Here is a 24,099-nt window from a genome sequence, read left to right as displayed (position 1 = left end):
GAGTCTAAGGTATGAAAGTAGTTGAACAAAAACCATTAACGTTTGAAGGAGATAGTAATAGAGCAGTGTTATTGCTGCACGGTTTTACTGGAAACACTTCTGATGTACGTTTATTGGGACGCTTTTTAAATACAAAAGGATATACTTGTCATATCCCTTTATATAAAGGACATGGAGTTCCGCCAGAAGAATTAGTACATTATGGTCCAAAAGATTGGTGGCAGGATGTAATGGAGGGATATGAATTTTTAAAAAATCAAGGGTATGAAGAAATAGCAGTGGGCGGTTTATCCCTTGGAGGCGTATTTTCTCTTAAATTAGGTTACAATGTACCTGTAAAGGGTATAGTAACAATGTGTGCCCCTATGTATATAAAAAGTGAAGAAGTGATGTATGAGGGCGTTCTGGAATATGCGCGCAACTATAAGATTCGTGAAAGAAAATCAGAAGAAGTGATTGAACAAGAAATGGCTCAATTTGCTCCTATGAATACGTTAAAAGAGTTGCAGCAATTAATTTCAGATGTCCGCAAAAATGTCGATCTTATTTATGCCCCAACTTTTGTGATTCAGGCAAGACATGACCACATGATTAATACAGACAGTGCAAATATTATTTATGAAGAAGTAGAATCGGATGTAAAAGAGATTAAATGGTATGAAGATTCTGGTCATGTTATTACACATGATAAAGAAAAAGAAGCAGTCTTTCAGGATTTTTATACGTTTTTAGAGCGTTTAGACTGGAAAGAATAATCCATATAAGGGAGGTTATGAATTGGAAAATATTATACAAAACCATATAGATAAGCTATTAACATATATGAAAGATGAAGCATACAAGCCATTAACGGTTCAGGAACTGGAAGAGGCGTTTGGTATTGAAGATTCCCTTGGGTTTAAGGATTTTGTTAAAGCGCTTGTTCAAATGGAAGAAAAAGGGTTAGTAGTTCGTACGCGTAGCAATCGATACGGATTGCCGGAAAAAATGAATTTAGTAAGAGGAAAGCTTGCTGGGCATGCAAAAGGATTTGCTTTTGTTATCCCTGAAGAACAAGGGGTAGATGATATTTTTATCCCTCCTAATGAAGTGAAAACCGCTATGAACGGAGATGTCGTACTAGCTCGTGTCACATCAGAGAGTTCAGGTCAGCGAAGAGAAGGAACGATTGTCCGCATCATTGAAAGAGGCGTACAGCAAATTGTCGGCACTTATTCTGAAAGCAAACATTTTGGATTTGTTATTCCTGATGATAAAAAAATTGCAACAGATATATTTATTCCAAAAGGAAGTACAAAAGGTGCAGTTGAAGGTCATAAGGTAGTTGTAAAATTAACTGCTTATCCAGAAGGGCGAAAAAATGCTGAAGGTGCCGTTGTAAAAATTTTAGGGCATAAAAATGATCCAGGTGTAGATATTTTATCGGTTATACATAAACATGGACTGCCATTGGCTTTCCCTAAAGAAGTGTTGGATCAAGCGAATGAAACACCTGAAACAATCGATGAAAAAGAAATAGAAAATAGACGGGACTTGCGCAGCGAAACAATTGTCACAATTGATGGTGCAGATGCAAAAGACCTAGATGATGCTGTTACCGTAACAAAGCTGGATAACGGCAATTATAAGCTAGGAGTCCATATTGCAGACGTTACTTATTATGTCACAGAAAATTCTCCAATTGATGCGGAGGCAGAAGACAGAGGAACAAGTGTTTATTTAGTAGACCGTGTTATTCCAATGATTCCACATCGTCTTTCGAATGGAATATGCTCTTTAAATCCGAAAGTAAATAGATTAACTTTATCCTGCGAAATGGAGATCAGTTCTACTGGAGAAGTTGTTTCCCACGAAATTTTTCAAAGTGTAATTAAAACAACGGAACGCATGACGTACGCAGATGTTAATGCTATTTTGCAAGACAAAGATGAAGAATTAAGAAGCAAATATGAATCGCTTGTACCGATGTTTGAACTGATGGAAGAGCTTGCTCAAATATTGCGTACAAAAAGAATGACGCGTGGTGCGATTGACTTTGATTTTAAAGAATCAAAAGTGCTGGTAGATGAAGAAGGAAAACCGCATGATGTTGTGTTAAGGGAACGTTCTGTTGCGGAAAAATTAATTGAAGAATTTATGCTGGCTGCCAACGAAACAGTTGCAGAGCATTTTCACTGGATGCAGGTTCCTTTTATTTATCGAATCCATGAAGATCCGAAAGAAGATAAATTAAGAAGATTTTTTGAGTTTATTACGAATTTTGGCTATATCGTAAAAGGAACAGCAAATTCGGTTCATCCACGCGCGCTGCAGGAAATAATTGAAGAAGTGCAAGGGAAACCAGAAGAAATGGTTATTTCAACTGTGATGCTTCGTTCGATGCAGCAGGCGAAATATTATCCAGAAAGCCTAGGCCATTTTGGTTTATCAACTGAATTTTATACTCATTTTACATCGCCAATTAGACGTTATCCTGATTTAATTGTTCATCGATTAATTCGAACATATTTAATTGAAGGAGATATCAGTTCTTCTACGCAAGAAAAATGGAACAGCAAACTAACAGATATTGCGGAGCATTCTTCCAATATGGAAAGAAGATCGGTGGAAGCAGAACGTGAAACCGATGAATTGAAAAAATCGGAGTATATGTTAGATAAAATTGGCGAGGAATATGATGGCATCATCAGCTCTGTAACCAATTTCGGCATGTTTGTGGAATTGACGAACACGATTGAAGGATTAGTGCATGTAAGTTATATGACAGATGACTATTATCGTTATGATGAGCGTCATTTTGCCATGATCGGGGAAAGAACGGGTAAAGTGTTCCGAATCGGGGATGAAATTACTGTTCGCGTTGTTAATGTTAATAAAGACGAGCGGGCAATCGATTTTGAAATCGTTGGCATGAAAGGAACGCGCCGCAGAGATCCAAAAATGGAAAAGAAGGTTTTTTCTACTGGCAGCTCTTCACGGGCACCACGAAAAGGAAAATCGAGTCGAGACAATGATAATAAAAGAGGCAACGGTGAAGGAAAAAGAAAAGGGAAAAAAGAAAGAAAGTTTTTCGAAAATGCACCGAAAGCAAAAAGAAAGAAAAAGCGGCGCTAAGCAGAGAGGGGGAAGGAATTCCCCTTTGCTCTCGATCTTTGTGTGAAATTGTTTGTACAGCCATTATTTGATACAATAGTGGCTATAGTTGTTAGGGGGAAGGTAATATGCCAAAGGGTGAAGGCAAAGTAATTGCACAAAATAAAAAAGCAAATCATGATTATTTTATAGAAGAAACATATGAAGCTGGAATTGTTTTACAAGGTACAGAGATAAAATCGATTCGTGGCGGAAGAGTCAATTTAAAAGAATCTTATGCTCGCATTCAAAATGGGGAAGTATTTTTGTATGGAATGCATGTTAGCCCATACGAGCAAGGAAACAGATACAACCATGATCCATTAAGAACAAGAAAGCTGTTGCTTCATAATAAACAAATAGCTAAATTAATTGGTGAAACGAAAGAGGTCGGCTACTCTCTTGTACCATTAAAGCTATATTTAAAAAATGGTTTTGCGAAGGTTTTAATTGGTTTAGGTAAAGGTAAGAAAAACTATGATAAGCGCGAGACGTTGAAAAAGAAAGAAGCGAACCGAAACATTGAGCGAGCTCTTCGTGAAAGGCAAAAAATGTAATCCAAAACTTTACAATTGAAATATAAATGAAGTATGTTATAATAATTTATGTCGATAAGACAAGCAAACTAAAGCTCCTATTTTTGAGCTTCCTAACGTTAACGCTTTATGCGTGAATCAGGTGATGTAACAATCACATGATTTTATCCTAATGGGGACGTTACGGATTCGACAGGGATAGTTCGAGCTTAAGTTGCGAGTCGAGGGGATCGGCCTCGTTAAAACGTCAAAGCCTATAACTGGCAAAAAACAAAACAACTTCGCTTTAGCTGCTTAATAGCGCTTAGCGGTTCCTCCCTCCATCGCCCATGTGGTAGGGTCAGGGACTCACTTTAAGTGGGCTACGCCGGATTCCACCGTCTGAGGATGAAGGAAGAGAACAATCAGACTAGCTCATCGGACGCCTGTCAACAGGCAGATGAATGAGCGAAATGCGAATATGTTGACTACACTCGTAGAAGCTTAAGTGGCGATGTTTCTGGACGTGGGTTCGATTAACATTTAGTCGCCTTGTATGGCAACATACAAGTGAAAATCCGGCTTTATCGGTGAAACCTAAGTCACTAAAATGTGATAAGGCAATGCCGAGCGGTATGTGAAGCAATTCAACAGCCGTGTATCGACTTATAGGCTGCCAAATAGTTGGTAGTACTAGGATGCGAAATTCTGCAGAAAGCAAATTTATATTTCGTATAATACGCCGGGGGACCTAAATTTTAGGTTCAAGATATAGTCAGTGCCATGACGAAAGCATGGAACAGCATGTCCCACCGTCTCCACCAAATACATATTTGGTGGTTTTTTATTTGTCTATTTGTGACTTCAACCATAAATTTTCGTAAAATGAAAGCTTATGCTTGAAAATACTTAATGAAAACTTATGCTTGAACTTTTAATTGAGATAATAATTGTAAATTAAAGTTTTATATATACATTATGAGTGTAACTTAAAGCACAAAAATGTCACTATTACATCTTTATGTCTTAAAAGTATAGGTGACAAACTTTTGCTTTAAAATGTTATTTTAGTTCTATTTTGACTTAATTTTTAAGAATTAATATCGGATTAGATGGTGTAGGGGTAAGTCCGAGATAAGTCCAAAAAACGGCATGGTAGATAGAAAAAAATGTAAAAAGGGGTTTAGAAACGATTGAAGGGTTGAAGGGCCACCTGGGAAAATACCAATTAGTTCAGCAATCGGGTCATATTCTTGAAAAACACTTGGTGGTTTATGTAAAAAAGATATTTTGTGAATGTTTTCACTTAAACTAACGCATGCATAGTTGAAGAAGAACAAAGGATAATATTAATGATTTTCTTTGATATAGACAGTATTTTTATGTCTATGTTTATACTAAAAAGGTTAAAAAAAGCAATACCTTAACAGGCATTGCTTTTTTCATTGAGGTGGATTAGTGAGTAAGTAGGATGAGGGTATCAATGTAGAAGTAGCAACTTTTATTAGAAAAGATTTGCCTCCATTTGTTTTAGCAACCTTCTTAAAAGCATCCTCTCGTCCAAAGTAATATCTGTCAATAGCCTATCTTGTTGTTTTCTCCACTTTTCATTAACAGGGGCTTCAAGGTCTTTTCCAGCGTCGGTAAGGAATATCCTAATAATTCTTTTATCGTTGTAATCTTTTCGTCGAATAATTAGCCCTTTCTTCTCAAGAGCTTTAACCATATTAGTAACTGTGGGAGCCTCGCAATTTAATTTGTTACAAAGTTCAACTTGAGTTAAGCCATCTTCTCTCCATAGTTTACATAAAAGGTTATCTTGTCCAACATGCAAGTTAAGAATCATGTAGTAAATGATTGTAATTTCTTCGTGTCTGTGACGAAATTTTGTCTAAAAGCTCTCTTATTTCATCATTTAACATATAAAAACTCCCCGTCTAAAATTATTAGTGACCTAACTATAACTTGGAGTGTATTTTAAGTCAATTCATGGGTCAAAGCCCAACTAATCGTTTGTACTATTTGCCTTTTCACCATACTCTTTACCAAAAGCCTCCATCATATCTAGAACAGGGATTAATTTCATTCCTTTTTCTGTGAGCGAATACTCTACTTTAGGAGGAACTACAGGAAACACTTCACGTTTAATGACACCATCGTTCTTTAATTCTCTTAGTTACTTAGTGAGTGAACCTTGTGACAGGTCCCATAGAAAATTTTTGATGTCGGAATAACGACGTTTAGTTCCTTTTATTTATTTAAGTAACCTGCGTTAATTTAATAAGCAAGCACATAAAGATCTTAGGTTGAAGTTCCTTTTTAATAATAAAAAAGGATTCGTCCAGGTTTAAGATGATTATAAAGATTGACATCGACAAAATACGTGTATATACTCGTAATTATGAGAGAAGAAAATTCAACAGTTAGAGTATATCTTCTTGATTGTAGGAAAGGTTGGTAAAAATTATGAAAGAGCAAAATTCAACAGCAGATTTTTCAAGGACGACCGATTATGCAGCAGAGTGCGCTAGCTTGAATTTAAGAAAGGCGTCCCGGTTCATTACCAGTTTATATGATGAATATTTAAGACCAGTCGGGCTTCGGTCTACACAGTTGTCATTGCTGATGGCACTTGAACAGGCCGGGTCTGTCACCATTACATCACTCTCCGAAATTCTTCTGATGGATCGGACCACATTGCCACGGGATCTCAAGCCGCTTGAGAGACAAGGCTGGGTGTCGATCACGGAAGGGGAGGATCGCAGGAAACGATTTATTGCTCTGACACCCGACGGCCGGGACCTTCTTAAGCGTGCGCTGCCGTTATGGGAACAGGCGCAAACCCGTATTCGAGACTATATGGGCAATGACCGTTATAAAGGTTTGCTTGGTCAATTGTCTGATATCATTAAGCTGAACAGGCGAGATTAATTTTTTTCACCAAAAAGGTGTATATACACTTAATATGAAAGGATGGATGAAAGTGTCCAAAATCAACAAACATCCCACAGTTGTGCGTTACTACGAATCCTCTGAGCAATCCACCACTCTTGACAACGAAACGGTTGATTATGAGTGGATACGAGAATTATGCCTAGAGGCCGGAGCTGACGATGTAGGGGTTGTATCCATTGAACGCTCGGAATTGGATGATCAACGGGATGACATGTTATCCGCATTCCCGCATGCCAAGACTGTGATCAGTTTCGTTGCCAGAATGAATCGAGAACCGATCCGCACACCAGCGCGATCCCTTGCAAATATTGAATTTCATCATACCGGCGATAAGATAGCGGAGATATCCCATCACATCGTGTCCAGATTGGAAGCGCGGGGGATACGAGCTTTAAATTCAGCAGTTGGTTTCCCGATGGAGATGGATAAGTTTCCAGGCAAGACTTGGGTCATTTCGCTCAAGCCTGTTGCCGTTGCGGCAGGCTTAGGCCATATGGGCATCCACCGTAACGTGATTCATCCGAAATTCGGAAACTTCATTCTGCTTGGCGCCATTATGATCGATGCCAGAGTCAACCAGGAAGACCGGCCGATTGACTACAACCCGTGTCTGGAATGCAAACTTTGCGTAGCTGCCTGCCCTGTGGGCGCGATCGGTGCGGACGGCCAATTTAATTTTTCTTCATGCGCTACGCACAATTATCGTGAGTTTATGGGTGGTTTCAGCGACTTGGTGGAAACGATCGTGGACAGCAAGAACGTCAAAGAGTACCGGAATGAAGTACCGATAACCGAAACGACTTCCTGGTGGCAAAGTTTGAGTTTCGGGGCTAACTACAAAGCGGCTTATTGCTTGTCGGTTTGTCCGGCGGGCGAAGATGTGATCGGGCCGTTTCTGAAAGACCGTAAAGGGTTCACGAATGATATATTAAAGCCGCTGCAGGCAAAAGAGGAGACGGTGTATGTAACCCCTGGCTCTGATGCGGAAGCGTATGTCGTGAAACGTTTTCCCCATAAAACGGTAAAACGCGTCGGGAATGGCCTCAGGCCGAACACGATTCGCCTTTTGATCACCCTGATGCCTCATGCATTCCAGCCGAAGCAGGCGTCGGGTTTAAACTGCACCTATCATTTTGCATTCACCGGAGATGAAACGAGACAAACGACAATCGACATTCGTGACAATAAGCTCCAGATTCGGGACGGTTTTCACGGCAAGCCGGATATTCGGATTACGGTGGATAGCAAAACGTGGCTTAAGATCGTGGCGAAGGAAAAAAATGTGGCGGCGGCATTGCTGACAAGAAAACTGCGGATCAAAGGGAACCCCAAATTGTTAATGAACTTTGAGAAATGCTTTGCATAAAAATAGTGTATATACACTATTTTTATGCAAAGAGGGATTTGAATAATGGCAAAGTTGGAGTATATCTTCTTGGTTGTAGGAAAGGTTGGTAAAAGCCAATGACAAATCTTATTGCTTTATAAATTGTATTAGAACGTATTAGAACTAGAATGTTTAGAAATCATTGCAACTCTCAAAAGCCGTAAATTGAATATAAAGGTAGGGAAGTAAAAATGAAAAAATATACAATTGTAGATAAAGAAACTTGTATTGCGTGTGGAGCATGTGGAGCTACTGCACCAACTATTTTTGATTACGATGATGAGGGGATCGCTTTTGTTATTTTAGATAATAATGCAGGAACAGCCATTGTACCTGATGAATACGAAGATGACTTACTAGATGCTTTTGAAGGATGTCCAACTGAATCAATTAAAATAGCTGAAGAGTCGTTTGAAGGAAGTTCATCAAAGCTTGAATAGAAGTAAAAACAAAAAACGAAAGAAATAACTCTAGAATTCTATGTTTATTCTAACTAAGGGTGATGATCATGATAGAAGAAAAGAAGATTTATGATATAACCATAATTGGTGGTGGACCAGTTGGCTTGTTTACAGCTTTTTATGGAGGAATGAGGCAAGCGAAGGTGAAAATTTTGGAGAGCCTCCCTCAACTAGGGGGACAGTTGTCGGCTCTTTATCCAGAAAAATTCATTTATGATATAGCTGGTTTTTCAAAAATACGTGCTCAGGAATTAGTTGAAAATTTAAAAGAGCAAATGAAGGTATTTGAACCAACAATTTGCCTTGAAGAAGCAGTTGAACAGATTGAAAAGCAAGTAGATGATACATTTAAGATAACGACAAATCGTAATGTTCATTATTCAAAATCAGTTATTATTACAGCAGGAAATGGAGCTTTCTAGCCTCGCAAACTGGAACTAGAGGATGCAGTACGTTTTGAAAATAGCAATATTCATTATTTTGTGAACGATATGGACCAATTTAATGGTAGGAAAGTAGGGATTCTAGGTGGTGGCGATTCTGCTATTGATTGGGCTTTAATGTTAGAACAAATCGCTGAAAAAGTAACATTGATACACAGAAAAGATAAATTTCGCGCGCATGAACATAGCGTAGAGCAATTGATGAATTCTTCAATTGAAGTGAAAACACCCTATATCCCTGTAGAGTTGGTAGGGGCAGATCATATCAAACAAATCGTTTTAGAACATGCTAAGACTAAACATAAACAAGTAGTTGACGTTGATGATTTAATTGTTAATTTCGGCTTTGTCTCTTCTCTCGGACCAATTAAAGAATGGGGATTGAAAATTGAGAAAAATGCAATTGTAGTTAATTCTAAGCAAGAAACAAATATTACAGGCATTTATGCAGCTGGGGATATTTGTACGTATGACGGGAAGGTTAAATTAATTGCATCAGGTTTTGGCGAAGGTCCTACTGCAGTCAATAATGCCAAAGCCTATATTGATCCTAAAGCGAAACTTCAACCGTCACATAGTACTTCTTTATTTAGTTAGAGATAGATATCAAATCAAATATTTGGAAAAAGGGAGGTGTCCGTATTGATAACAGAAGCAATAGTTATCGAGGCATTAAAAAGAGTAAAGGATCGTGACTTAAATAAAAACATTATTGATACTGGTGGCCTTCGTGAGCTAAAAGTAAAAGAAGGAAATGTTAGTTTGAAAATTGCACTAGCACAAACGGGAACACCTGAGCAAATGGAAGTGCAGCAAGAAATTGTAAATGTGATAAAAGGAGAAGGCGCAACTTCAGTAGGTCTTCGCTTTGAGGAATTAACGAACGAGGAGCTTCAAAAACTTGGTGGCCTAAATGAGCTTGCTTTTAACGGACCGCAGATTCTTGCTCCTAATAGCAAAACAATCTTCATCGCTGTAATGAGTGGAAAAGGCGGGGTAGGTAAATCAACTGTTTCTGTTAACCTTGCGACAACTCTTGCCCGTTTAGGGAAAAATGTCGGAATCATTGATGCTGATATTTATGGATTTAGTGTACCCGATATGATGGGGATTGAAGAAAGACCGAAAGTAATTGCTAATCGAATTTACCCAGTCGAGCGTTTCGGCGTCAAGGTAATTTCAATGGGTATCTTTGTTGAAGATAATGGACCTGTTATTTGGAGAGGGCCGATGCTTGGCAAAATATTAAATCAATTCTTAACAGAAGTAGAATGGGGAGAATTGGATTACTTAGTTCTTGATTTGCCACCGGGAACCGGAGATGTTGCATTAGATGTTCATACTATGCTCCCGCACTCAAAAGAAATCCTTGTCACAACGCCGCATGCAACTACTGCCTTTGTAGCAGCACGTGCCGGTACAATGGCGATAAAAACACATCACGAAATCCTAGGTGTTGTTGAAAATATGGCTTATTTTGAAAGCGGTGTGACTGGTGAGAAGGAATATGTATTTGGAAAAGGTGGAGGAAAGCGACTGACCGAGGAATTAAAAACTGATTTGCTTGGACAAATCCCACTTGGGCATCCTGAGGTAAATGAAGAAGATTTTGCACGTTCAATCTACAGTGAGGATCACCCAATCGGGAAGATTTACGAGCAAATTTCGAAACGAGTGATTGAAAAAACAAGGGGGTAACTCAAAATCAGAGGGTCTGCCCCCTAGCCACCGACTAACATATTTTCGCCGGCCAACTAGCAAACGTACAGCATTTATTCAAACAGAGCATCTTCTTGCGGATCTTATCCGCAAAGGACAGCAAACAGGTGAATTTCCATGTGATTATGATGCTAAAGTTTTGGCAGAAAGCTTGCACAATATTTTGCTTGGGATTCAGGTACTTGCAAGAACCTCAGCTATCAAAAAAAGTTACATCGTATAGCGGATTTTTCCTTAGTAATACTGAACAAATGAAGTTTTTTTATAATTTAGAATGAATGTTCTCAAAAACATGCTTATGCTCTTTAAGAATCTTATTGCTCAATAAAGCAAGAAAAGCCACTATATAAATCATTTATAGAGAAAGGATTGATTTTTATGAAAATGGATTCCAACACAATTCTCATAACGGGGGGAACATCCGGGATTGGATTCGAGCTTGCTACTCAGCTCCTTCAGCTTGGGAACACCGTAATTATTACTGGGCGGGATCATTCCAAACTGGACTTAGCCAAAAAGAAACTGCCAAACGTTCACACATTTCAATGTGATGTAAGCGATCCAAAGGCCATTTCTGACCTTTTTGAAAAAGTAATCAGTCAATTTCCAGAACTGAATGTTCTGATCAATAACGCTGGGGTTATGCGTAAATTGAACTTTCATACCAAAGAGGTTGATTTAGAGGATTTCAGTAGCGAGATTGAAATTAACCTCAGCGGTTCGATCCGCATGGTGAACCAATTCTTATTGCATTTAAAGGCGAAGAAATCCGCTGCGATTATGAATGTCTCATCTGCACTTGCATTTGTTCCTTATCCGGCATTGCCGGTATATTGTGCGACGAAAGCCGGTATTCATTCATATACACAATCACTGCGAATACAGCTAAAAAATACTAATATTAAAGTGTTTGAATTGGCGCCTCCAGCTATTCAGACACCTTTAGTTGAAGTTTTTGATGCCGACGAGATCAAAGCCGTAAAACCTATGGATGCTGGTAAGATGGTTAGGTACGCAATCAAGGGTTTGAAAAAGGATCGCTTTGAGATCCTGCCGGGCCAGAGCAGTGCGCTGAAGTTCATGAGTCGTGTTGCACCTCAGTTTATGTTAAATCAGATAAGTAAAACTGTTGACAATATGCTGACTCAAACCAAGAGTTAACTATACGGAACAGTGGTACATTAAACTCATTGCGTTTAAAAAATATCCAATTCTATCTCTAAAATAATGGAGGTAACAGGATTAAAAAAAGGAAGAATATAATATATAGACATTTAGATAGTAAGGACGAATTGGCCAAAGCTTCGTTTTCATACTTTTTAATTACTCTAAAAGAAAATTATTTACAAGCTATCAAATCCAAGGAAACAGCAAACGAACAATTTCAGGCTTTTTCTTCTATTTTTATGACTTTGAACAACAATGATATCTTAGTGGGTGGCTGTCCCTTAATGAATGCAGCCATTGAAGTAGATGATTCAGAAATTTTGATTGAATTTTTTGGTCAGGGTCAAAATGAAATTAACATGAATGTTGATTCTGAACAGATGACTGTATTCATTCTCTCTTCCATGGAGGGTGCATTGGCCCTTAGCAGATTGTATAAGGATAAGAGATATTTAAACATGGTCATCATGCAGATAAATGCTATTCTTTTCTAATTCTATTTTTTATTCTTTTTTTTGAACAAAAAGAAACCGATTGGTATTTTATTCAGGGGGGATTTATATTCTAGCACATAAAAAATGGTCTATGTGGTCACAACTTATTGCGGGTTTCTTGTTGGTTATTTCGACTACTGGCTTTGCAAGATTGGCTTATGGTGTGTTAATGCCTTTTATGCAAGCCGACTTAAATATGAACTACACACAGGCAGGATTATTAGCAACAACGATCTCGCTTGGCTTTCTTGCAATATCCCCCTTAGCTGGGTTATTAGCACTCAAGTTTGGAATGAAACAAGTCATTATGGCAGGTGGCTTTCTCGTCACAGTTAGCTTCCTTTTTCTTTCATTCTCGAACTCCTTTTATCTATACATGCTTATTATGTTTTTTTGCGGGGCAGGAAGTGCTCTAGCCTTTTCCCCCATAATGTCTTTACTAGTCATCCAATTCCAAAAGAAAAAGGGATTAGTACTCGGTGTCTTATTAAGTGGGGTGGGTTCAGGAATGCTTCTTAGTGGTCTCATAACCACCTATTTGATTAGGTATTTTCCGGTATGGGAATGGAGGGCTATTTGGCTAATTTTTTCCATTACCTCTATTTTATTCACACTACTCTCATGGATCGTATTGAAAGAACCAGGAAAGAGTGTGACTAACAAAGATGATAGGAATCAAGGAGTCGCTCATGCTTACAAAAACCGAAAAATCCTTAGGGTAGGTATTATTTACTTTTTAATTGGATCGGCTTATCTTATCCCAATCCTTTTCCAAACATCATTTATGAAACACTCTGGGATCAGCGAAAGAGTGGCCGGTAGTTTATTTTCAATTTCTGGCTTATTTACAATTATTGGAGGTCCAATTTGGGGAATCGTTTCAGATAAAGTAGGAAGAAAAAAATCTTTACTCGTTGCTTTGGCTTTGTGTGTCATGGGAGGTATTATTCCAGTCGTCAATGATCACATAATAAGTTTTATGGCTTCGGCAATTTTATTTGGTTTTTCCATTGGAGGTCTCATGGTTCTTGTCCAAGCGATGGCAGTAGAACGCTCTCTTCCTTATCTAGTACCAGCCGTTTTGGGCTTCATAACCATTTTCTTTGCAACTGGTCAATTAGTAGGACCCTTTCTTGCAGGATCAATTATTGAGCATTTAGGGGGGGGTCGAGAGGCATATGTCTTTGCCATATTCATATTTTTTACTGCCCTTATACTCACTTGTTTTGTAAGTGAAAAGGAGAAAGTTGTATTGGAAACATAAAACGCAAACAACGTAAAGGGGAATGGATGATGGAGAATACGATTAAACTAAATGCGCACAAGGAAATTTCAGTCCCACCTGTGGCGAAGTTAATTGGGTTTGATTTAGTAGAAGTTAAGAATGGAAAGTCCGTATTCACATTAAAGACAAGGTAAACACATTTTAATCCGATGGGAACCGTACATGGTGGTATTCTATGTGATTTGGCAGATGCAGCAATGGGAGTGGCTTACGCTACATTATTAGATGAAAGCCAAACGTTTACAACGATCGAGTTGAAAATTAACTATGTGAAACCCGTATGGAAAACGACCTTAAAAGCTAATGCCATTGTAGTGAAAAAGGGAAGTTCCATTGGCCTTATAGAATGCACTATTTTTGATGAGAATGAGTCATTGGTAGCGAAAGCCAGTTAAACTTGTATGACACTAAACGGAGAAAAGGCAATAAATAGATAGTTAAACTATCGTTAATTTTAATCACGGAGAGGTTTTCTATTCAATGCAGAGTCGTAATAACAGGCTATGGTACCGTATCCTAATTAGGTAATAATGTGAAAATTGGAATAATATTAAGTGGAAAAATCCGGCATTAAAAACGTCTACTTTAACTACCATGCCGTAGCTGGAAGATGAGCAGGCGGACATGCAAAATGGGCAATCGACTTTGCTCGTGGCGTGATGACATCGGAACTTTAGATAATCGCCGTCAGCGCAAATCCCATCGAGCAGAAAGGCGTTCCGTACAACGACTAAGTCAAATGGAAATAGATTTTCTAACAGAACTGCTTAATGACGCCAAAAAGGAAGGAGGTATTCAAAATACTGACGATCTGGGGGCATTAGCAGTTTTTCTCATCTCAACTCAAGCACCAAAGGCGGATTACAATATAAACGTGTATTAAGAGATGATTTCTTTTCTAAAATATTGGAATAACTTAAAGATCTTTTGAAGTAATTATGTGAAAAAGAATGACAGGGGAGTGTTGTTGATGACACGAAGAGTTGTAGTGACAGGATATGGAGTCGTTTCACCGTTAGGAAATACAGTTGAAGCGTTCTGGAAGAACATTAAAGAAGGTAACTCAGGCATAAAAAAAATTAAATCTGATGACTATAACAATATTAGCACCAAAATTGCAGGTTATATTACCGACTTTGACGCTGAGCAATTTATTGATAAAAAAGAAAAGGAGAAATTTGACTTATTCGTACAGTATGCTGTTGCCGCAGCTCAACAAGCTTTGGAACAGGCGAATCTTGATTTACAAAATGTTAATAAGGAGCGATTAGGGGTTTATATTGGTTCCGGTATTGGAGGAATTAATACTACATTAGATAATCATAAAGCTTTGCTTGAAAGAGGACCAAGAAAAGTTTCTCCATTTATGGTTCCAATGATGATCAGTAATATGGCGTCAGGAATAATATCTATAAAAACGGGTTTTAAGGGGCCTAGCTTTTCACCTGTCTCTGCTTGTGCAACAGGGAATCAAGCTATTGGGGAGGCTTTTTTAAATATTCGACAAGGTTATTCTGATGGTATATTAGCTGGAGGGGCTGAAGCTCCTATTAATCCACTAGCTTTTGCTGGATTCTCAAGAATGAGAGCAATGTCTACTTTTAATGATTTTCCAGAAAAGGCAAGTCGCCCATTTGACAGAGGGCGTGATGGCTTTGTCATGTCTGAAGGAGCAGGTGTTTTATTCCTGGAAGAATATGAACATGCGAGAGAAAGAGGAGCGACAATTTTAGGAGAAATCGTAGGTTATGGTTCCACAACAGATGCCTATCATATTACTGCCCCTGATTACAATGGGGCCGCAAATGCAATGAAATTGGCTTTAGATATGGGAAAGATTCGATTGACTGATGTGGATTATATAAATGCACATGGTACAAGTACCCCTGAAGGAGATAAATCAGAGACCAAAGCGATTAAAAGTGTTTTTGGTGCTCATGCATATAACTTAAAGGTAAGTTCCACTAAATCGATGACTGGGCACCTTTTTGGAGCAGCAGGTGGGATTGAGGCTGTTATAACCCTTAAAAGTATCATGGAAGATATAGCTCCTCCAACTATTAATTATGATATACCGGATGAAGAGTGTGATTTAGATTATGTTCCAAACCATGCAGTTAACATGAAAATAAACTATGCTATTTCTAATGGTTTTGGTTTTGGAGGACATAATGCAGTATTGGCATTTAAGAAATTTTCGATATAGATAGGACTGAAGAAAAGGAATAATCGATAGGTTATATATTATTCTATTGATTAAATGCTCACCGACCCACGTCAAATTCAACTAAAGGTGCTTTAGTAAAATACCTGAGGTGCCATTTTTGTAGCTTTTTCACATTTTCCAATATTCAATAATCAGGCGCATTTCTGGAATATTCAGTTCTCGAAATAAAATGCCACCTTTCAGTATGGCTGAAGGGTGGCATTTTTATTTTATTTATGAATCTCAAAAACGATTGTTTTTGAGATTTTTTATTTTTAACTAATTTTGAACGATTTTATAACTTTATTAATGTTTCAAATCATTGCTTAAAATCTATATATCTATAACTACCGTTTATGATACAATTTTACTTAGAGGTGAAAATTTTAAATGAGTTCATATGTTTATGGTTATGCTCGAGTAAGCACCCTACAACAAGAATTAGCTCGACAACTTGATTTATTGAAAAATTATAATTGCAATGAAATACTAACTGAAAAAATGACAGGAATAAAGGCTAATCGCCCTGAATTAAATCGACTGAAGGATAAATTAAGACCGGGTGATACTGTAGTAGTTGAGAGTTTTTCGCGTTTAGGTAGAAGTACGAAAGATCTAATTGATTTAGTCAATTATTTTGAAGAACACGATGTTAAATTAATCAGTTTAAAAGAAAACTTTGACACGTCAACACCACAAGGAAGATTAATGATGACAGTGTTTCAAGCGTTTAGCCAATTTGAACGTGACTTAATTGTAGAACGGACCAAAGAGGGATTAAAAAGCGCCAGAGCACGTGGAAGGCAAGGAGGACGACCAAAAGTTAATTCAAGAGAGATTACAAAAGCAATCAATCTATATCATACCGAGCAATATAGTGTAAAAGAAATTGTTGAAATGACTGGAATTAGCAGAGCCACTCTCTATCGCTATTTACAAAAGTAAGCGTTCCAAACATCTTAGAAAAAATAAAGGGAGTTTGTGCTATGGCATCGATTGAGAGAACAGCGTATCCTCGATTTAAACGTAACTTGACAAAAAAAGAACTACATCAAATCTATACTCCAACATTAGAAGAAACCCAATTTGTTCATTCCTTTGCACGGGGATCAGAATTTTTGCTGAAAGCCATGGTGCTGCTGAAAACATTTCAGAAATTAGGATACTTTCCAAAGAGTGACTCCATCCCGAAAGGGATCATTGAACATATTCGAGATTGGTTAAGCTTATCTCTAGATACTCCATTAGATATCCAAACGTCTCGAGTTACCCGTAAATATCAACAAAAGATCCGAGAGTATTTTCATGTCATACCGAACGGAAAAGAGACACGTCCTATCATGATAAACATCTTAACCGAAGCAGCTAAGGTGAAAGATCATCCCTCTGATCTAATTAATATCGCTATTGAAGAACTCGTTAAAAGTCGATGCGAGCTACCAAGTTTTCGTGTCCTAGATGAGTTAACCGGGCAAATTCGTAGGGCTGTAAATGAAGAGCTGTTCCAACTGGTATTCAGTAGGCTGTCCAGCGAACAAATACATTCTTTCAATGAATTACTCATAAGAAGCACAAACCAGCATTACAGTGACTACAATCGGTTTAAAACTCTTCCAAAAAAGCCAACTTTGAAAAATCTAAGAGATCATATCGACTATTTTATTTGGCTTCAGTCTTATGGTGATATGACACCGTTTTTGGAGGGAATTGCTCCATCTAAGATTTAATATTATGCAGCTGAAGCCAAATCATTGGATGCAGCCGAATTAAAAGATTATTCCGAACCGAAGAGGATCACTCTTCTCATTTGTTTGCTTCATCAGGCCCAAGTAAAAACCAAAGATCACTTGGCTGAAATGTATCAAAAACGGATTGGAACCATACACAACTCGAGTAAAGAAGATCACAAGGATATGAAGGAACAGAAGCAAAACGAACTAGAGAATTTGATTTCAATCTTTAACGAGGTTTTGCTTATCATGGCTAGTGAGAATAATGATGCAGTTATTCCATGAAAAAGTGAAAGAAACCATCGCCTCTTATGGAAGTGTCCAGACATTGTTGTATAAATGTGAAGCAGTGGCTTCAACTAATGGAAATAACTATTACCCTTTCATTCAGAAACATTATAAAAATAGTCGGTCTATTCTTTTCAGGCTTGCTGATCTGTTACAGTTTACAACTACCTCTCAAGATCAATCCTTAATGCATGCTCTTGAATTTGTGATGGAAAACAGGAACAAGCGCACGGATTGGCTACCTGACGAAGTGGATCTCTCGTTTGCCTCTGATCAATGGCGCAGAATGGTTCGCGTAAAACAAAGGGTTGGAGGTTGGCTCATTCATCGCCGGCACTTAGAAGCTTGTGTCTTCTCTTGTATTGCAACAGAACTAAAATCTGGCGATATTTGTGTCCCGGGTTCCGAGTCGTATGCTGACTATCGAAAACAATTGCTACCTTGGGAAAAGTGTGAACATTTAATACCGGAATACTGTCGTGAATTAGGTTTCCCTGAGAATGAGGTAGACTTTGTAAAAGGATTGAAATCATGGATGATTGAGGCCTCGAAACAAATTGACCGGAACTTCCCTGAATGAGCATGTGAGCATCAACGAAGCCGGTGAGCCAATTTTAAAAAAAGTGAAGAAACGTGAATACAAAAAGTCATTGAAAGAATTAGAGGAGTTGATTAAAGAGCGTCTCCCCGAAAGAAATTTGATTGATATCTTGTGCAATGTGGAACACTGGATCAATTGGACACGTCATTTCGGGCCATCTTCCGGGTCCGATCCAAAGCTAAAGAATCCACGTGAGCGATACATTTTGACTACTTTTGCTTATGGCTGCAATTTAGGACCTGTTCAGGCAGCTCGGCATATGCGAGCAAATGTGACCGGGAGTGTCCTATCCTATACAAATCAAAGGCATATTACGGCGAGAAAGATTGACCAAGCTTTGAAGGATATCATAAACCATTATCATTATGAGTTTGATTTACCTAAGCTTTGGGGAAAAGGTGAATCTGCCGCAGCAGATGGAACCAAATACGATATTTATGAGGAAAATCTATTGGCCGAATACCATATTCGATATGGAGGTTATGGTGGGATTGCGTACCATCATGTATCTGACAACTACATTGCTCTTTTCAGCCATTTCATCCCCTGCGGGGTATGGGAAGCTGTTTATATCCTTGATGGTTTGCTGAAAAATGAGTCGGATGTGCAACCAGACACTATTCATGCCGACACACAAGGTCAATCTACGACTGTATTTGGCTTATCTCATCTGCTGGGTATCAAACTGATGCCTAGAATTCGGAATTTCAAGCAGCTCACTTTCTTTCGACCTAGCCCTGACATGAAATATAATCACATCGATTCTCTTTTTAGTGATACGATCGACTGGGATATAATCGAATTACATTGGAAGGATCTTTTACGAGTGGTTTTATCCATTAAGCATGGGAAAATCTCTTCTGCTATGTTGCTGAGAAAGCTGGGGAATTACAGTCAAAAAACAAGCTCTATCAGGCATTCAGAGAGCTGGGACATGTCGTGCGCACGGTTTTCTTACTCCAGTACATTTCTGATATTGATTTGCGCAGGACAATCACTGCTACCACTAACAAAGTAGAGGCTTACAACGGATTTTCCAAATGGCTGTTCTTTGGTGGACATGGCGTTATTGCTGACAATGATCCTGAGCAACAGGAAAAGTCCATTAAGTATGGAGACCTGGTTGCAAACGCAGTTATTTTTCAAAACGTTGTGGATATGACCACTGCAATTCGTCAATTAAGGAAAGAAGGGCATTACGTAGACCCAGACGATCTAAGTGTACTAAGTCCCTATCTTATGGAACATATCAAACGATTTGGCGATTACGTCATTGATTTAGAAGAACCACCTCAACCTTTAGATGGAAAGTTGGGGTTAGAACTTAAAACAGCTTAAATGAAGGGCCTTTGATCCCTTTTTACATTTTTTTCCTATCTATCATGCCGTTTTTGCACTTATCTCGGACTTACCCCGTGTATACTTCTGGTCTTTTTCTTTATGGGTAAAAAATTCCATCATATCAAAAATTGTATTCAAACATTTCTTAAGATATGATATACTGATGAGGTTTTTAGGTAGAGAGTTAAAGCGAACAAAAATTGTAAAAAGGGTAAATATTAAGAGTGTGAAAGGGGATTAAACGTGAAATATAATACAATTAAACACACTAATTTAGAAGTTTCTAATATTATTATGGGAAATATGCGTTTAGCTCAGCTTTCTTTATCTGAAGCAGAAAAGATCATTCGTACTGCAATAGATGAAGGAATTAATTTCTTTGACCATGCAGATATTTATGGTCCTGATTATATTGGTCAATGTGAATCATTTTTTGCAGATGCGATTAACATGAATGCTACGATTCGTGAAAAGATGATTTTACAGAGTAAATGCGGCATTCGTCCGAAAGAAGGGTATTATGATTTTTCAAAAGAACATATCTTAGAATCTGTAGATGGAATATTAAAACGTTTAAAAACAGAATATTTAGATACACTATTGCTTCATCGTCCTGATCCGTTAATGGAACCTGAAGAAGTAGCAGAGGCGTTTGAAGTCCTTCACCAAAGTGGAAAGGTAAGATACTTTGGTGTATCAAATCATAATCCTGGCCAAATAGAATTATTGCAAAAATACATACCACAAAAACTAGTAATCAACCAAATTCAATTCAGTATCGCACATACACCTGTTATTGATTCTGGTATTTCTTTAAATATGAATATTGATCAATCAGTTAATCGTGATAGCAGTGTCTTAGAATATTGTCGTTTGCATGATATTACGATGCAGGCATGGTCTCCTTTCCAAACAGGATTTTTCGACGGGCCATTTTTAGGTGATTTAGAACGTTTTCCACAATTAAACGAAGTGGTTGACAACATTGCAAATAAGTACGGTGTTACAAACACAGCCATTGCGATTGCTTGGATTACCACTCATCCGGCCAATATTCAAGTAGTACTTGGAACGACAAATCCGCAAAGAATGAAGGATGCATGCAAAGGGGCAAATATTAAATTAACAAGAGAAGAATGGTACCAAATTTATAAAGCAGCAGGTAATATGGTGCCTTAATGAATATAAAAAAACACTGAAGCGATTTTTTATTGTTTCAGTGTTTTTTTCAGATTTTTAATTATTTACTATCAAGGTTTTAGGCCTTTTGAGAATGTTTCCAAGCAGAAAAATAGCGTTCTAACGATGTTAATATCCAGTTGAATCCTAAACCTACTAATGAGATAGTGATAATTCCTGCATACATATTTGGGATTTCAAAGTTTAGTTGTGAATAATTAATTAAGTAGCCTAATCCAGAGGTAGCTCCTACCATTTCAGCAGCAATTAATACTAAAATAGAACTTGCTCCTGCAAGACGAATCCCAGTGAAAATTGTTGGTACTGAAGCAGGCAATACTACTTTTTGAAATAATCGAAATGAGGAAAGTCCCATTGATTTTGCAGATTTAATAAGCAAGGGATCTACTTCTTTTACAGCACTAACTGTATTTAATAAAATAGGCCATGAACATGCATACATAACAATGGAAATTTTAGATGATTCACCAATGCCTAAAATGAGAATAAAAACTGGTAAAATTGCTAATGCGGCAGTGTTTCGAAATAATTCTAATACTGGTGTTAATGTTTCAGCTACAGGTTTATACCAGCCAACTAATAAACCAAGTGGAATCGCTACAATTAATGCGAAAGAAAAACCGATAAACGATCGAAATAAACTTGACCCTACATGATTTAATAATTCACCCGATAGCAGTAATTGGAACCATGCACGTACGACTTCTGAGAAAGGTGGGAAAAATGCAATTTCTACTAAACCAATCCGAGGTATTAGTTCCCAAATAGCTAGCAATAATAAGATAGCCAACGATCTTTTTAAAACTATTTTAAAAAATACTATTGGAAATATATGCTTCTTTTCCGTGTTTTTTTGTCTTAATGTTGTTGTTTCTTCTAAACTAGCCATGTTTAACTTCCTTTCTTTCTATGCTTCCTAATTGTTTTTCTCTTTCTAATTGCTGAGCTCTAGCAACCTCTTCATGTAAAAGTTCCCAAATATTGTGGCGAATCTTTGTGAATTCCGGATTGGCACGTAAATCTTGTTCACCTGTTCTTTCTATTAATGGAATATCAATAATTTTCTTTATAGTACCAGGAGTAGAGGTCATCACAGCAACTCTTTGCCCTAAATAAACGGCTTCATCAATACCGTGTGTAATAAAGATAATTGTTTTTTTTGTTTGTTCCCAAATTCGAAGCAGCTCTTCTTGCAACGTTTCTCTCGTTTGTGCATCTAATGCAGCAAAAGGTTCATCCATTAATAATACATCAGGGTTATAAGCAAGGCTGCGAGCAATCGCTACTCGCTGCTTCATTCCCCCAGACAACTCGTGGGGATATCGATTTTCAAACCCAGATAAACCAACAAGTGAAAGATAATATCTCGCTTGCTCTGTACGCTCTTTTTTTGCAATGCCTTTTGCTTCTAAACCGAATTCAATATTCCCCTGTGCAGTTTTCCAAGGGAATAAGGCATATTGTTGAAAAACAATGCCGCGGTCAAGGCTAGGACCTTTTATTGGTTTCCCGTCTAACAAAATTTGACCAGACGTTGGTTTTGACAGTCCACCGACTAAATCAAGAAATGTAGATTTACCGCATCCACTTGGCCCGACAATCACCATAAACTCTCCGGTTTTCACTTCAAAATTGATGTCATGAAGAGCAGTAAATTTTGTTACTGTATTTTTTTGTTTCACGTTAAATTCTTTAAAAACATTCTGGAATTTGATTTTTGCTGTCATTATATGTTCTCCTTTTACTGATTTTTGTAAGGATTATAATCATTTGTATATATATCTTCCGGAGTAAACTGCCCTTCTTTTAATTTTCCCGATTTGACAAGCTGGTTGATCCAAATACTAAATTCTTCATCATGAAGAAGACCGCCTTTACCTGCTATTCCCGTACTTTTCCACAATTGTAGACCTGAAGTATCTACATTCACTCCATCACGCTCTTTTACAATTTTTGTGAATCGATTAATCACTTGGTCGCGTGGCGTTGTTTGCGCCCATTCAATCGCTTTAGCTGTTCCTTCAATGAATTTTTTTGCGGTGTTTGGATGTTCTTTTAAAAACTTCTTATTCATTACGTAGCTGCCAGCAGTAAAGTTGCCGAATATATCATAGTCAGTAACTAAAGGATGGATGCCGCCGCGCTGTATTGCTTTATCTCGGAATATTCCTCCGAATAGAGCAGCATCCACTTGCTTGTGTCGTAAAGCCATCTCGATATTTCCGAGTGGGACAGGAACTAAAGTGATGGTGCTGATTTCTTTTTTCGTTAAACCATTTCGTTGCAAGTATTCTTTTAACATGTATTCTCCATGGGCGCCAAGCGTATTTAATGCAACTTTTTTTCCAATAAGATCTTTTGCATTTTTAACAGGGCTATTGTCTAACACCATCAGACCCACCCATGAATCTTTATCGATACCGTAAGTCCCAATAACTGATTTAATTGGAGCCTTCGCTGCAATTAACTTAATAATGGCGCCGTTAAAAGCACTGCCGAAATCTACATCGTCAGTCACCACATTTTGTATTTCCTGCGGACCGCCACTTGGCGGGATGCCGACATTTTTCAGTTTGATAGGTCCTAAATAGCCTAAATCCTCCGCTAGTTCAGGGAAGCTTACAGCTCCAGGGCTGCTATAGTATCGCAGCTCTGTTGTTTCATATTTTCCATCCGCTGATTTACTCGCCTTTTGTTGTTCGCATCCAGTTAGAAAAATCGATGTAAACATGACTAAAGTTAAGAATACATAGAAAGTATTTAGCAACTTTCTTTTTTCCACATTCATTTTTGTTCCTCCGTTAATTAACAAATTTCTAAAATAAAAAGAGCATCCTTCGTTTATTTATACTGAAATGCATAAGTAAGGCAAAGGATCCTTTGGTTGTCCAATCAGATCTTATGTATTTTTATATAATTGCATTATTCCGATTAAAATACAAGGTTTTATTTTTTGAAAATTTTTTGTTTGTTGCTTAATCCCTATTATTTCAACTATTGTCCCGTTATTAAAGTGAAAAAATTTAAATGATATAAAAATAAAACCTTGCTTACCAATCGGAATAATGTAATAATGTGATTGATTTTAAATAGTTGCAAATTTACCCAAAGTATTTTTTTGTAAAGTAAAGTCTATTGATTTATTTTAATGAAGAGGAGAAGAGAAAGATGAATG

Annotated in this window: 22 protein-coding genes, 1 other RNA gene and 4 pseudogenes; 21 read left to right on the top strand and 6 right to left on the bottom strand. The window is 37.7% G+C overall.

The features are described 5' to 3' along the window. Nucleotides 1-11 precede the first annotated feature (11 nt). The 4 genes from ACTXGU_RS19905 to ssrA all read left to right on the top strand — a co-directional run bounded on the left by ACTXGU_RS19905 (nucleotide 12) and on the right by ssrA (nucleotide 4,186). A complete protein-coding gene (locus ACTXGU_RS19905) occupies nucleotides 12-755 on the top strand; it encodes an alpha/beta hydrolase (protein ID WP_443483269.1) in 744 nt (247 codons plus the stop codon). A 22-nt stretch (nucleotides 756-777) separates the two neighbouring features. Further along, nucleotides 778-3,114, top strand: a complete 2,337-nt coding sequence (gene rnr / locus ACTXGU_RS19900) for a ribonuclease R (protein WP_443483268.1) — start codon at nucleotides 778-780, stop codon at nucleotides 3,112-3,114. Between the two features lie 107 nt (nucleotides 3,115-3,221). Continuing rightward, a complete protein-coding gene (gene smpB, locus ACTXGU_RS19895) occupies nucleotides 3,222-3,689 on the top strand; it encodes an SsrA-binding protein SmpB (RefSeq protein WP_443483267.1) in 468 nt (155 codons plus the stop codon). Between the two features lie 161 nt (nucleotides 3,690-3,850). Then, nucleotides 3,851-4,186: a transfer-messenger RNA gene (gene ssrA / locus ACTXGU_RS19890) on the top strand. A gap of 965 nt (nucleotides 4,187-5,151) precedes the next feature. On the opposite strand, the gene ACTXGU_RS19885 is transcribed toward ssrA, so the two are convergent. Together ACTXGU_RS19885 and ACTXGU_RS19880 are read right to left on the bottom strand one after the other, a co-directional pair. Then, a complete protein-coding gene (locus tag ACTXGU_RS19885; RefSeq protein ID WP_443483266.1) occupies nucleotides 5,152-5,493 on the bottom strand; it encodes a MarR family winged helix-turn-helix transcriptional regulator in 342 nt (113 codons plus the stop codon). 159 nt (nucleotides 5,494-5,652) lie between these two features. Beyond that, nucleotides 5,653-5,901: pseudogene (locus ACTXGU_RS19880) on the bottom strand (winged helix-turn-helix transcriptional regulator); the annotation flags it as partial. A gap of 212 nt (nucleotides 5,902-6,113) precedes the next feature. Here ACTXGU_RS19880 and ACTXGU_RS19875 point away from each other — a divergent pair. From ACTXGU_RS19875 to ACTXGU_RS19830, 10 genes and pseudogenes are all read left to right on the top strand, one after another. Further along, nucleotides 6,114-6,578 (top strand): MarR family winged helix-turn-helix transcriptional regulator, encoded by a 465-nt coding sequence (locus ACTXGU_RS19875; protein WP_443483265.1) that lies wholly within the window; start codon nucleotides 6,114-6,116, stop codon nucleotides 6,576-6,578. A 34-nt stretch (nucleotides 6,579-6,612) separates the two neighbouring features. Next, on the top strand, nucleotides 6,613-7,968 hold the full coding sequence (locus tag ACTXGU_RS19870) for an SCP2 sterol-binding domain-containing protein (RefSeq protein ID WP_443483264.1): 1,356 nt from the start codon (nucleotides 6,613-6,615) through the stop codon (nucleotides 7,966-7,968). Nucleotides 7,969-8,180: 212 nt separating this feature from the next. Further along, nucleotides 8,181-8,429 carry a ferredoxin gene (locus tag ACTXGU_RS19865; RefSeq protein WP_443483263.1) on the top strand — a complete coding sequence of 83 codons (249 nt, stop codon included), beginning with the start codon at nucleotides 8,181-8,183 and terminating at the stop codon, nucleotides 8,427-8,429. A 68-nt stretch (nucleotides 8,430-8,497) separates the two neighbouring features. Then, a pseudogene (locus ACTXGU_RS19860) lies at nucleotides 8,498-9,490 on the top strand (NAD(P)/FAD-dependent oxidoreductase). Nucleotides 9,491-9,535: 45 nt separating this feature from the next. Next, the gene (locus ACTXGU_RS19855) at nucleotides 9,536-10,591 is read left to right on the top strand and encodes an Mrp/NBP35 family ATP-binding protein (protein ID WP_443483262.1); all 1,056 of its coding nucleotides are present in this window, start codon (nucleotides 9,536-9,538) and stop codon (nucleotides 10,589-10,591) included. Nucleotides 10,592-10,990: 399 nt separating this feature from the next. Next, entirely contained in the window at nucleotides 10,991-11,773 is a 783-nt protein-coding gene (locus ACTXGU_RS19850; protein WP_443483261.1) for an SDR family oxidoreductase, read from the top strand. 131 nt (nucleotides 11,774-11,904) lie between these two features. Continuing rightward, entirely contained in the window at nucleotides 11,905-12,273 is a 369-nt protein-coding gene (locus ACTXGU_RS19845; RefSeq protein WP_443483260.1) for a hypothetical protein, read from the top strand. A 40-nt stretch (nucleotides 12,274-12,313) separates the two neighbouring features. After that, on the top strand, nucleotides 12,314-13,537 hold the full coding sequence (locus ACTXGU_RS19840; RefSeq protein WP_443483259.1) for an MFS transporter: 1,224 nt from the start codon (nucleotides 12,314-12,316) through the stop codon (nucleotides 13,535-13,537). A gap of 29 nt (nucleotides 13,538-13,566) precedes the next feature. Beyond that, nucleotides 13,567-13,692: a hypothetical protein gene (locus tag ACTXGU_RS19835; protein ID WP_443483258.1), complete on the top strand. Its 126-nt coding sequence runs from the start codon at nucleotides 13,567-13,569 to the stop codon at nucleotides 13,690-13,692. 15 nt (nucleotides 13,693-13,707) lie between these two features. Next, a complete protein-coding gene (locus tag ACTXGU_RS19830; RefSeq protein ID WP_443483257.1) occupies nucleotides 13,708-13,953 on the top strand; it encodes a PaaI family thioesterase in 246 nt (81 codons plus the stop codon). Nucleotides 13,954-14,133: 180 nt separating this feature from the next. Here ACTXGU_RS19830 and ACTXGU_RS19825 read toward each other — a convergent pair. Further along, nucleotides 14,134-14,279 (bottom strand): annotated as a pseudogene (locus tag ACTXGU_RS19825) (transposase); the annotation flags it as partial. Between the two features lie 249 nt (nucleotides 14,280-14,528). Between ACTXGU_RS19825 and fabF the strand changes: the two are divergent. The 7 genes and pseudogenes from fabF (at nucleotide 14,529) to ACTXGU_RS19790 (ending at nucleotide 20,903) form a co-directional block, all read left to right on the top strand. Continuing rightward, on the top strand, nucleotides 14,529-15,764 hold the full coding sequence (gene fabF, locus ACTXGU_RS19820) for a beta-ketoacyl-ACP synthase II (RefSeq protein ID WP_443483256.1): 1,236 nt from the start codon (nucleotides 14,529-14,531) through the stop codon (nucleotides 15,762-15,764). Between the two features lie 390 nt (nucleotides 15,765-16,154). After that, on the top strand, nucleotides 16,155-16,709 hold the full coding sequence (locus ACTXGU_RS19815; protein ID WP_443483255.1) for a recombinase family protein: 555 nt from the start codon (nucleotides 16,155-16,157) through the stop codon (nucleotides 16,707-16,709). A gap of 41 nt (nucleotides 16,710-16,750) precedes the next feature. Next, entirely contained in the window at nucleotides 16,751-17,491 is a 741-nt protein-coding gene (locus ACTXGU_RS19810; RefSeq protein ID WP_443483254.1) for a DUF4158 domain-containing protein, read from the top strand. A gap of 24 nt (nucleotides 17,492-17,515) precedes the next feature. Beyond that, on the top strand, nucleotides 17,516-17,779 hold the full coding sequence (locus ACTXGU_RS19805; protein ID WP_443483253.1) for a hypothetical protein: 264 nt from the start codon (nucleotides 17,516-17,518) through the stop codon (nucleotides 17,777-17,779). After that, nucleotides 17,760-18,362 (top strand): hypothetical protein, encoded by a 603-nt coding sequence (locus ACTXGU_RS19800; protein ID WP_443483252.1) that lies wholly within the window; start codon nucleotides 17,760-17,762, stop codon nucleotides 18,360-18,362. Before ACTXGU_RS19805 ends, ACTXGU_RS19800 begins: the two co-directional genes overlap by 20 nt. Before the next feature lie 4 nt (nucleotides 18,363-18,366). Further along, a pseudogene (locus tag ACTXGU_RS19795) lies at nucleotides 18,367-19,721 on the top strand (transposase). A 246-nt stretch (nucleotides 19,722-19,967) separates the two neighbouring features. Further along, entirely contained in the window at nucleotides 19,968-20,903 is a 936-nt protein-coding gene (locus ACTXGU_RS19790) for an aldo/keto reductase (protein ID WP_443483251.1), read from the top strand. A gap of 79 nt (nucleotides 20,904-20,982) precedes the next feature. Here ACTXGU_RS19790 and ACTXGU_RS19785 read toward each other — a convergent pair whose 3' ends face one another. Genes ACTXGU_RS19785 through ACTXGU_RS19775 form a run of 3 tightly spaced genes read right to left on the bottom strand, consistent with a single transcriptional unit; the run spans nucleotide 20,983 to nucleotide 23,712 of the window. Continuing rightward, on the bottom strand, nucleotides 20,983-21,813 hold the full coding sequence (locus ACTXGU_RS19785) for an ABC transporter permease (protein ID WP_443483250.1): 831 nt from the start codon (nucleotides 21,811-21,813) through the stop codon (nucleotides 20,983-20,985). Next, entirely contained in the window at nucleotides 21,806-22,651 is an 846-nt protein-coding gene (locus ACTXGU_RS19780; protein WP_443483249.1) for an ABC transporter ATP-binding protein, read from the bottom strand. The genes ACTXGU_RS19785 and ACTXGU_RS19780 overlap by 8 nt, the downstream gene beginning before the upstream one ends. A gap of 14 nt (nucleotides 22,652-22,665) precedes the next feature. Then, entirely contained in the window at nucleotides 22,666-23,712 is a 1,047-nt protein-coding gene (locus ACTXGU_RS19775) for an ABC transporter substrate-binding protein (protein ID WP_443483248.1), read from the bottom strand. Between the last annotated feature and the right edge of the window lie 387 nt (nucleotides 23,713-24,099).

It is taken from the genome of Niallia sp. 01092 (assembly GCF_052318935.1).
Taxonomy (GTDB): domain Bacteria; phylum Bacillota; class Bacilli; order Bacillales; family Cytobacillaceae; genus Niallia.
Note: the sequence above shows the minus strand (reverse complement) of the source record. Positions and strands in the feature narration are given on the sequence as shown.

Coding starts and splice junctions, on each gene's coding strand:
- ACTXGU_RS19780 (WP_443483249.1), bottom strand. CDS start 22,651: ATGACAGCAAAAATCAAATTCCAGAATGTTTTTAAAGAATTTAACGTG.
- ACTXGU_RS19815 (WP_443483255.1), top strand. CDS start 16,155: ATGAGTTCATATGTTTATGGTTATGCTCGAGTAAGCACCCTACAACAA.
- ACTXGU_RS19850 (WP_443483261.1), top strand. CDS start 10,991: ATGAAAATGGATTCCAACACAATTCTCATAACGGGGGGAACATCCGGG.
- ACTXGU_RS19875 (WP_443483265.1), top strand. CDS start 6,114: ATGAAAGAGCAAAATTCAACAGCAGATTTTTCAAGGACGACCGATTAT.
- ACTXGU_RS19785 (WP_443483250.1), bottom strand. CDS start 21,813: ATGGCTAGTTTAGAAGAAACAACAACATTAAGACAAAAAAACACGGAA.
- ACTXGU_RS19800 (WP_443483252.1), top strand. CDS start 17,760: ATGATGCAGTTATTCCATGAAAAAGTGAAAGAAACCATCGCCTCTTAT.
- ACTXGU_RS19865 (WP_443483263.1), top strand. CDS start 8,181: ATGAAAAAATATACAATTGTAGATAAAGAAACTTGTATTGCGTGTGGA.
- ACTXGU_RS19775 (WP_443483248.1), bottom strand. CDS start 23,712: ATGAATGTGGAAAAAAGAAAGTTGCTAAATACTTTCTATGTATTCTTA.
- ACTXGU_RS19830 (WP_443483257.1), top strand. CDS start 13,708: ATGGGAACCGTACATGGTGGTATTCTATGTGATTTGGCAGATGCAGCA.
- ACTXGU_RS19905 (WP_443483269.1), top strand. CDS start 12: ATGAAAGTAGTTGAACAAAAACCATTAACGTTTGAAGGAGATAGTAAT.
- ACTXGU_RS19835 (WP_443483258.1), top strand. CDS start 13,567: ATGGAGAATACGATTAAACTAAATGCGCACAAGGAAATTTCAGTCCCA.
- ACTXGU_RS19885 (WP_443483266.1), bottom strand. CDS start 5,493: ATGATTCTTAACTTGCATGTTGGACAAGATAACCTTTTATGTAAACTA.
- fabF (WP_443483256.1), top strand. CDS start 14,529: ATGACACGAAGAGTTGTAGTGACAGGATATGGAGTCGTTTCACCGTTA.
- ACTXGU_RS19810 (WP_443483254.1), top strand. CDS start 16,751: ATGGCATCGATTGAGAGAACAGCGTATCCTCGATTTAAACGTAACTTG.
- smpB (WP_443483267.1), top strand. CDS start 3,222: ATGCCAAAGGGTGAAGGCAAAGTAATTGCACAAAATAAAAAAGCAAAT.
- ACTXGU_RS19870 (WP_443483264.1), top strand. CDS start 6,613: ATGAAAGGATGGATGAAAGTGTCCAAAATCAACAAACATCCCACAGTT.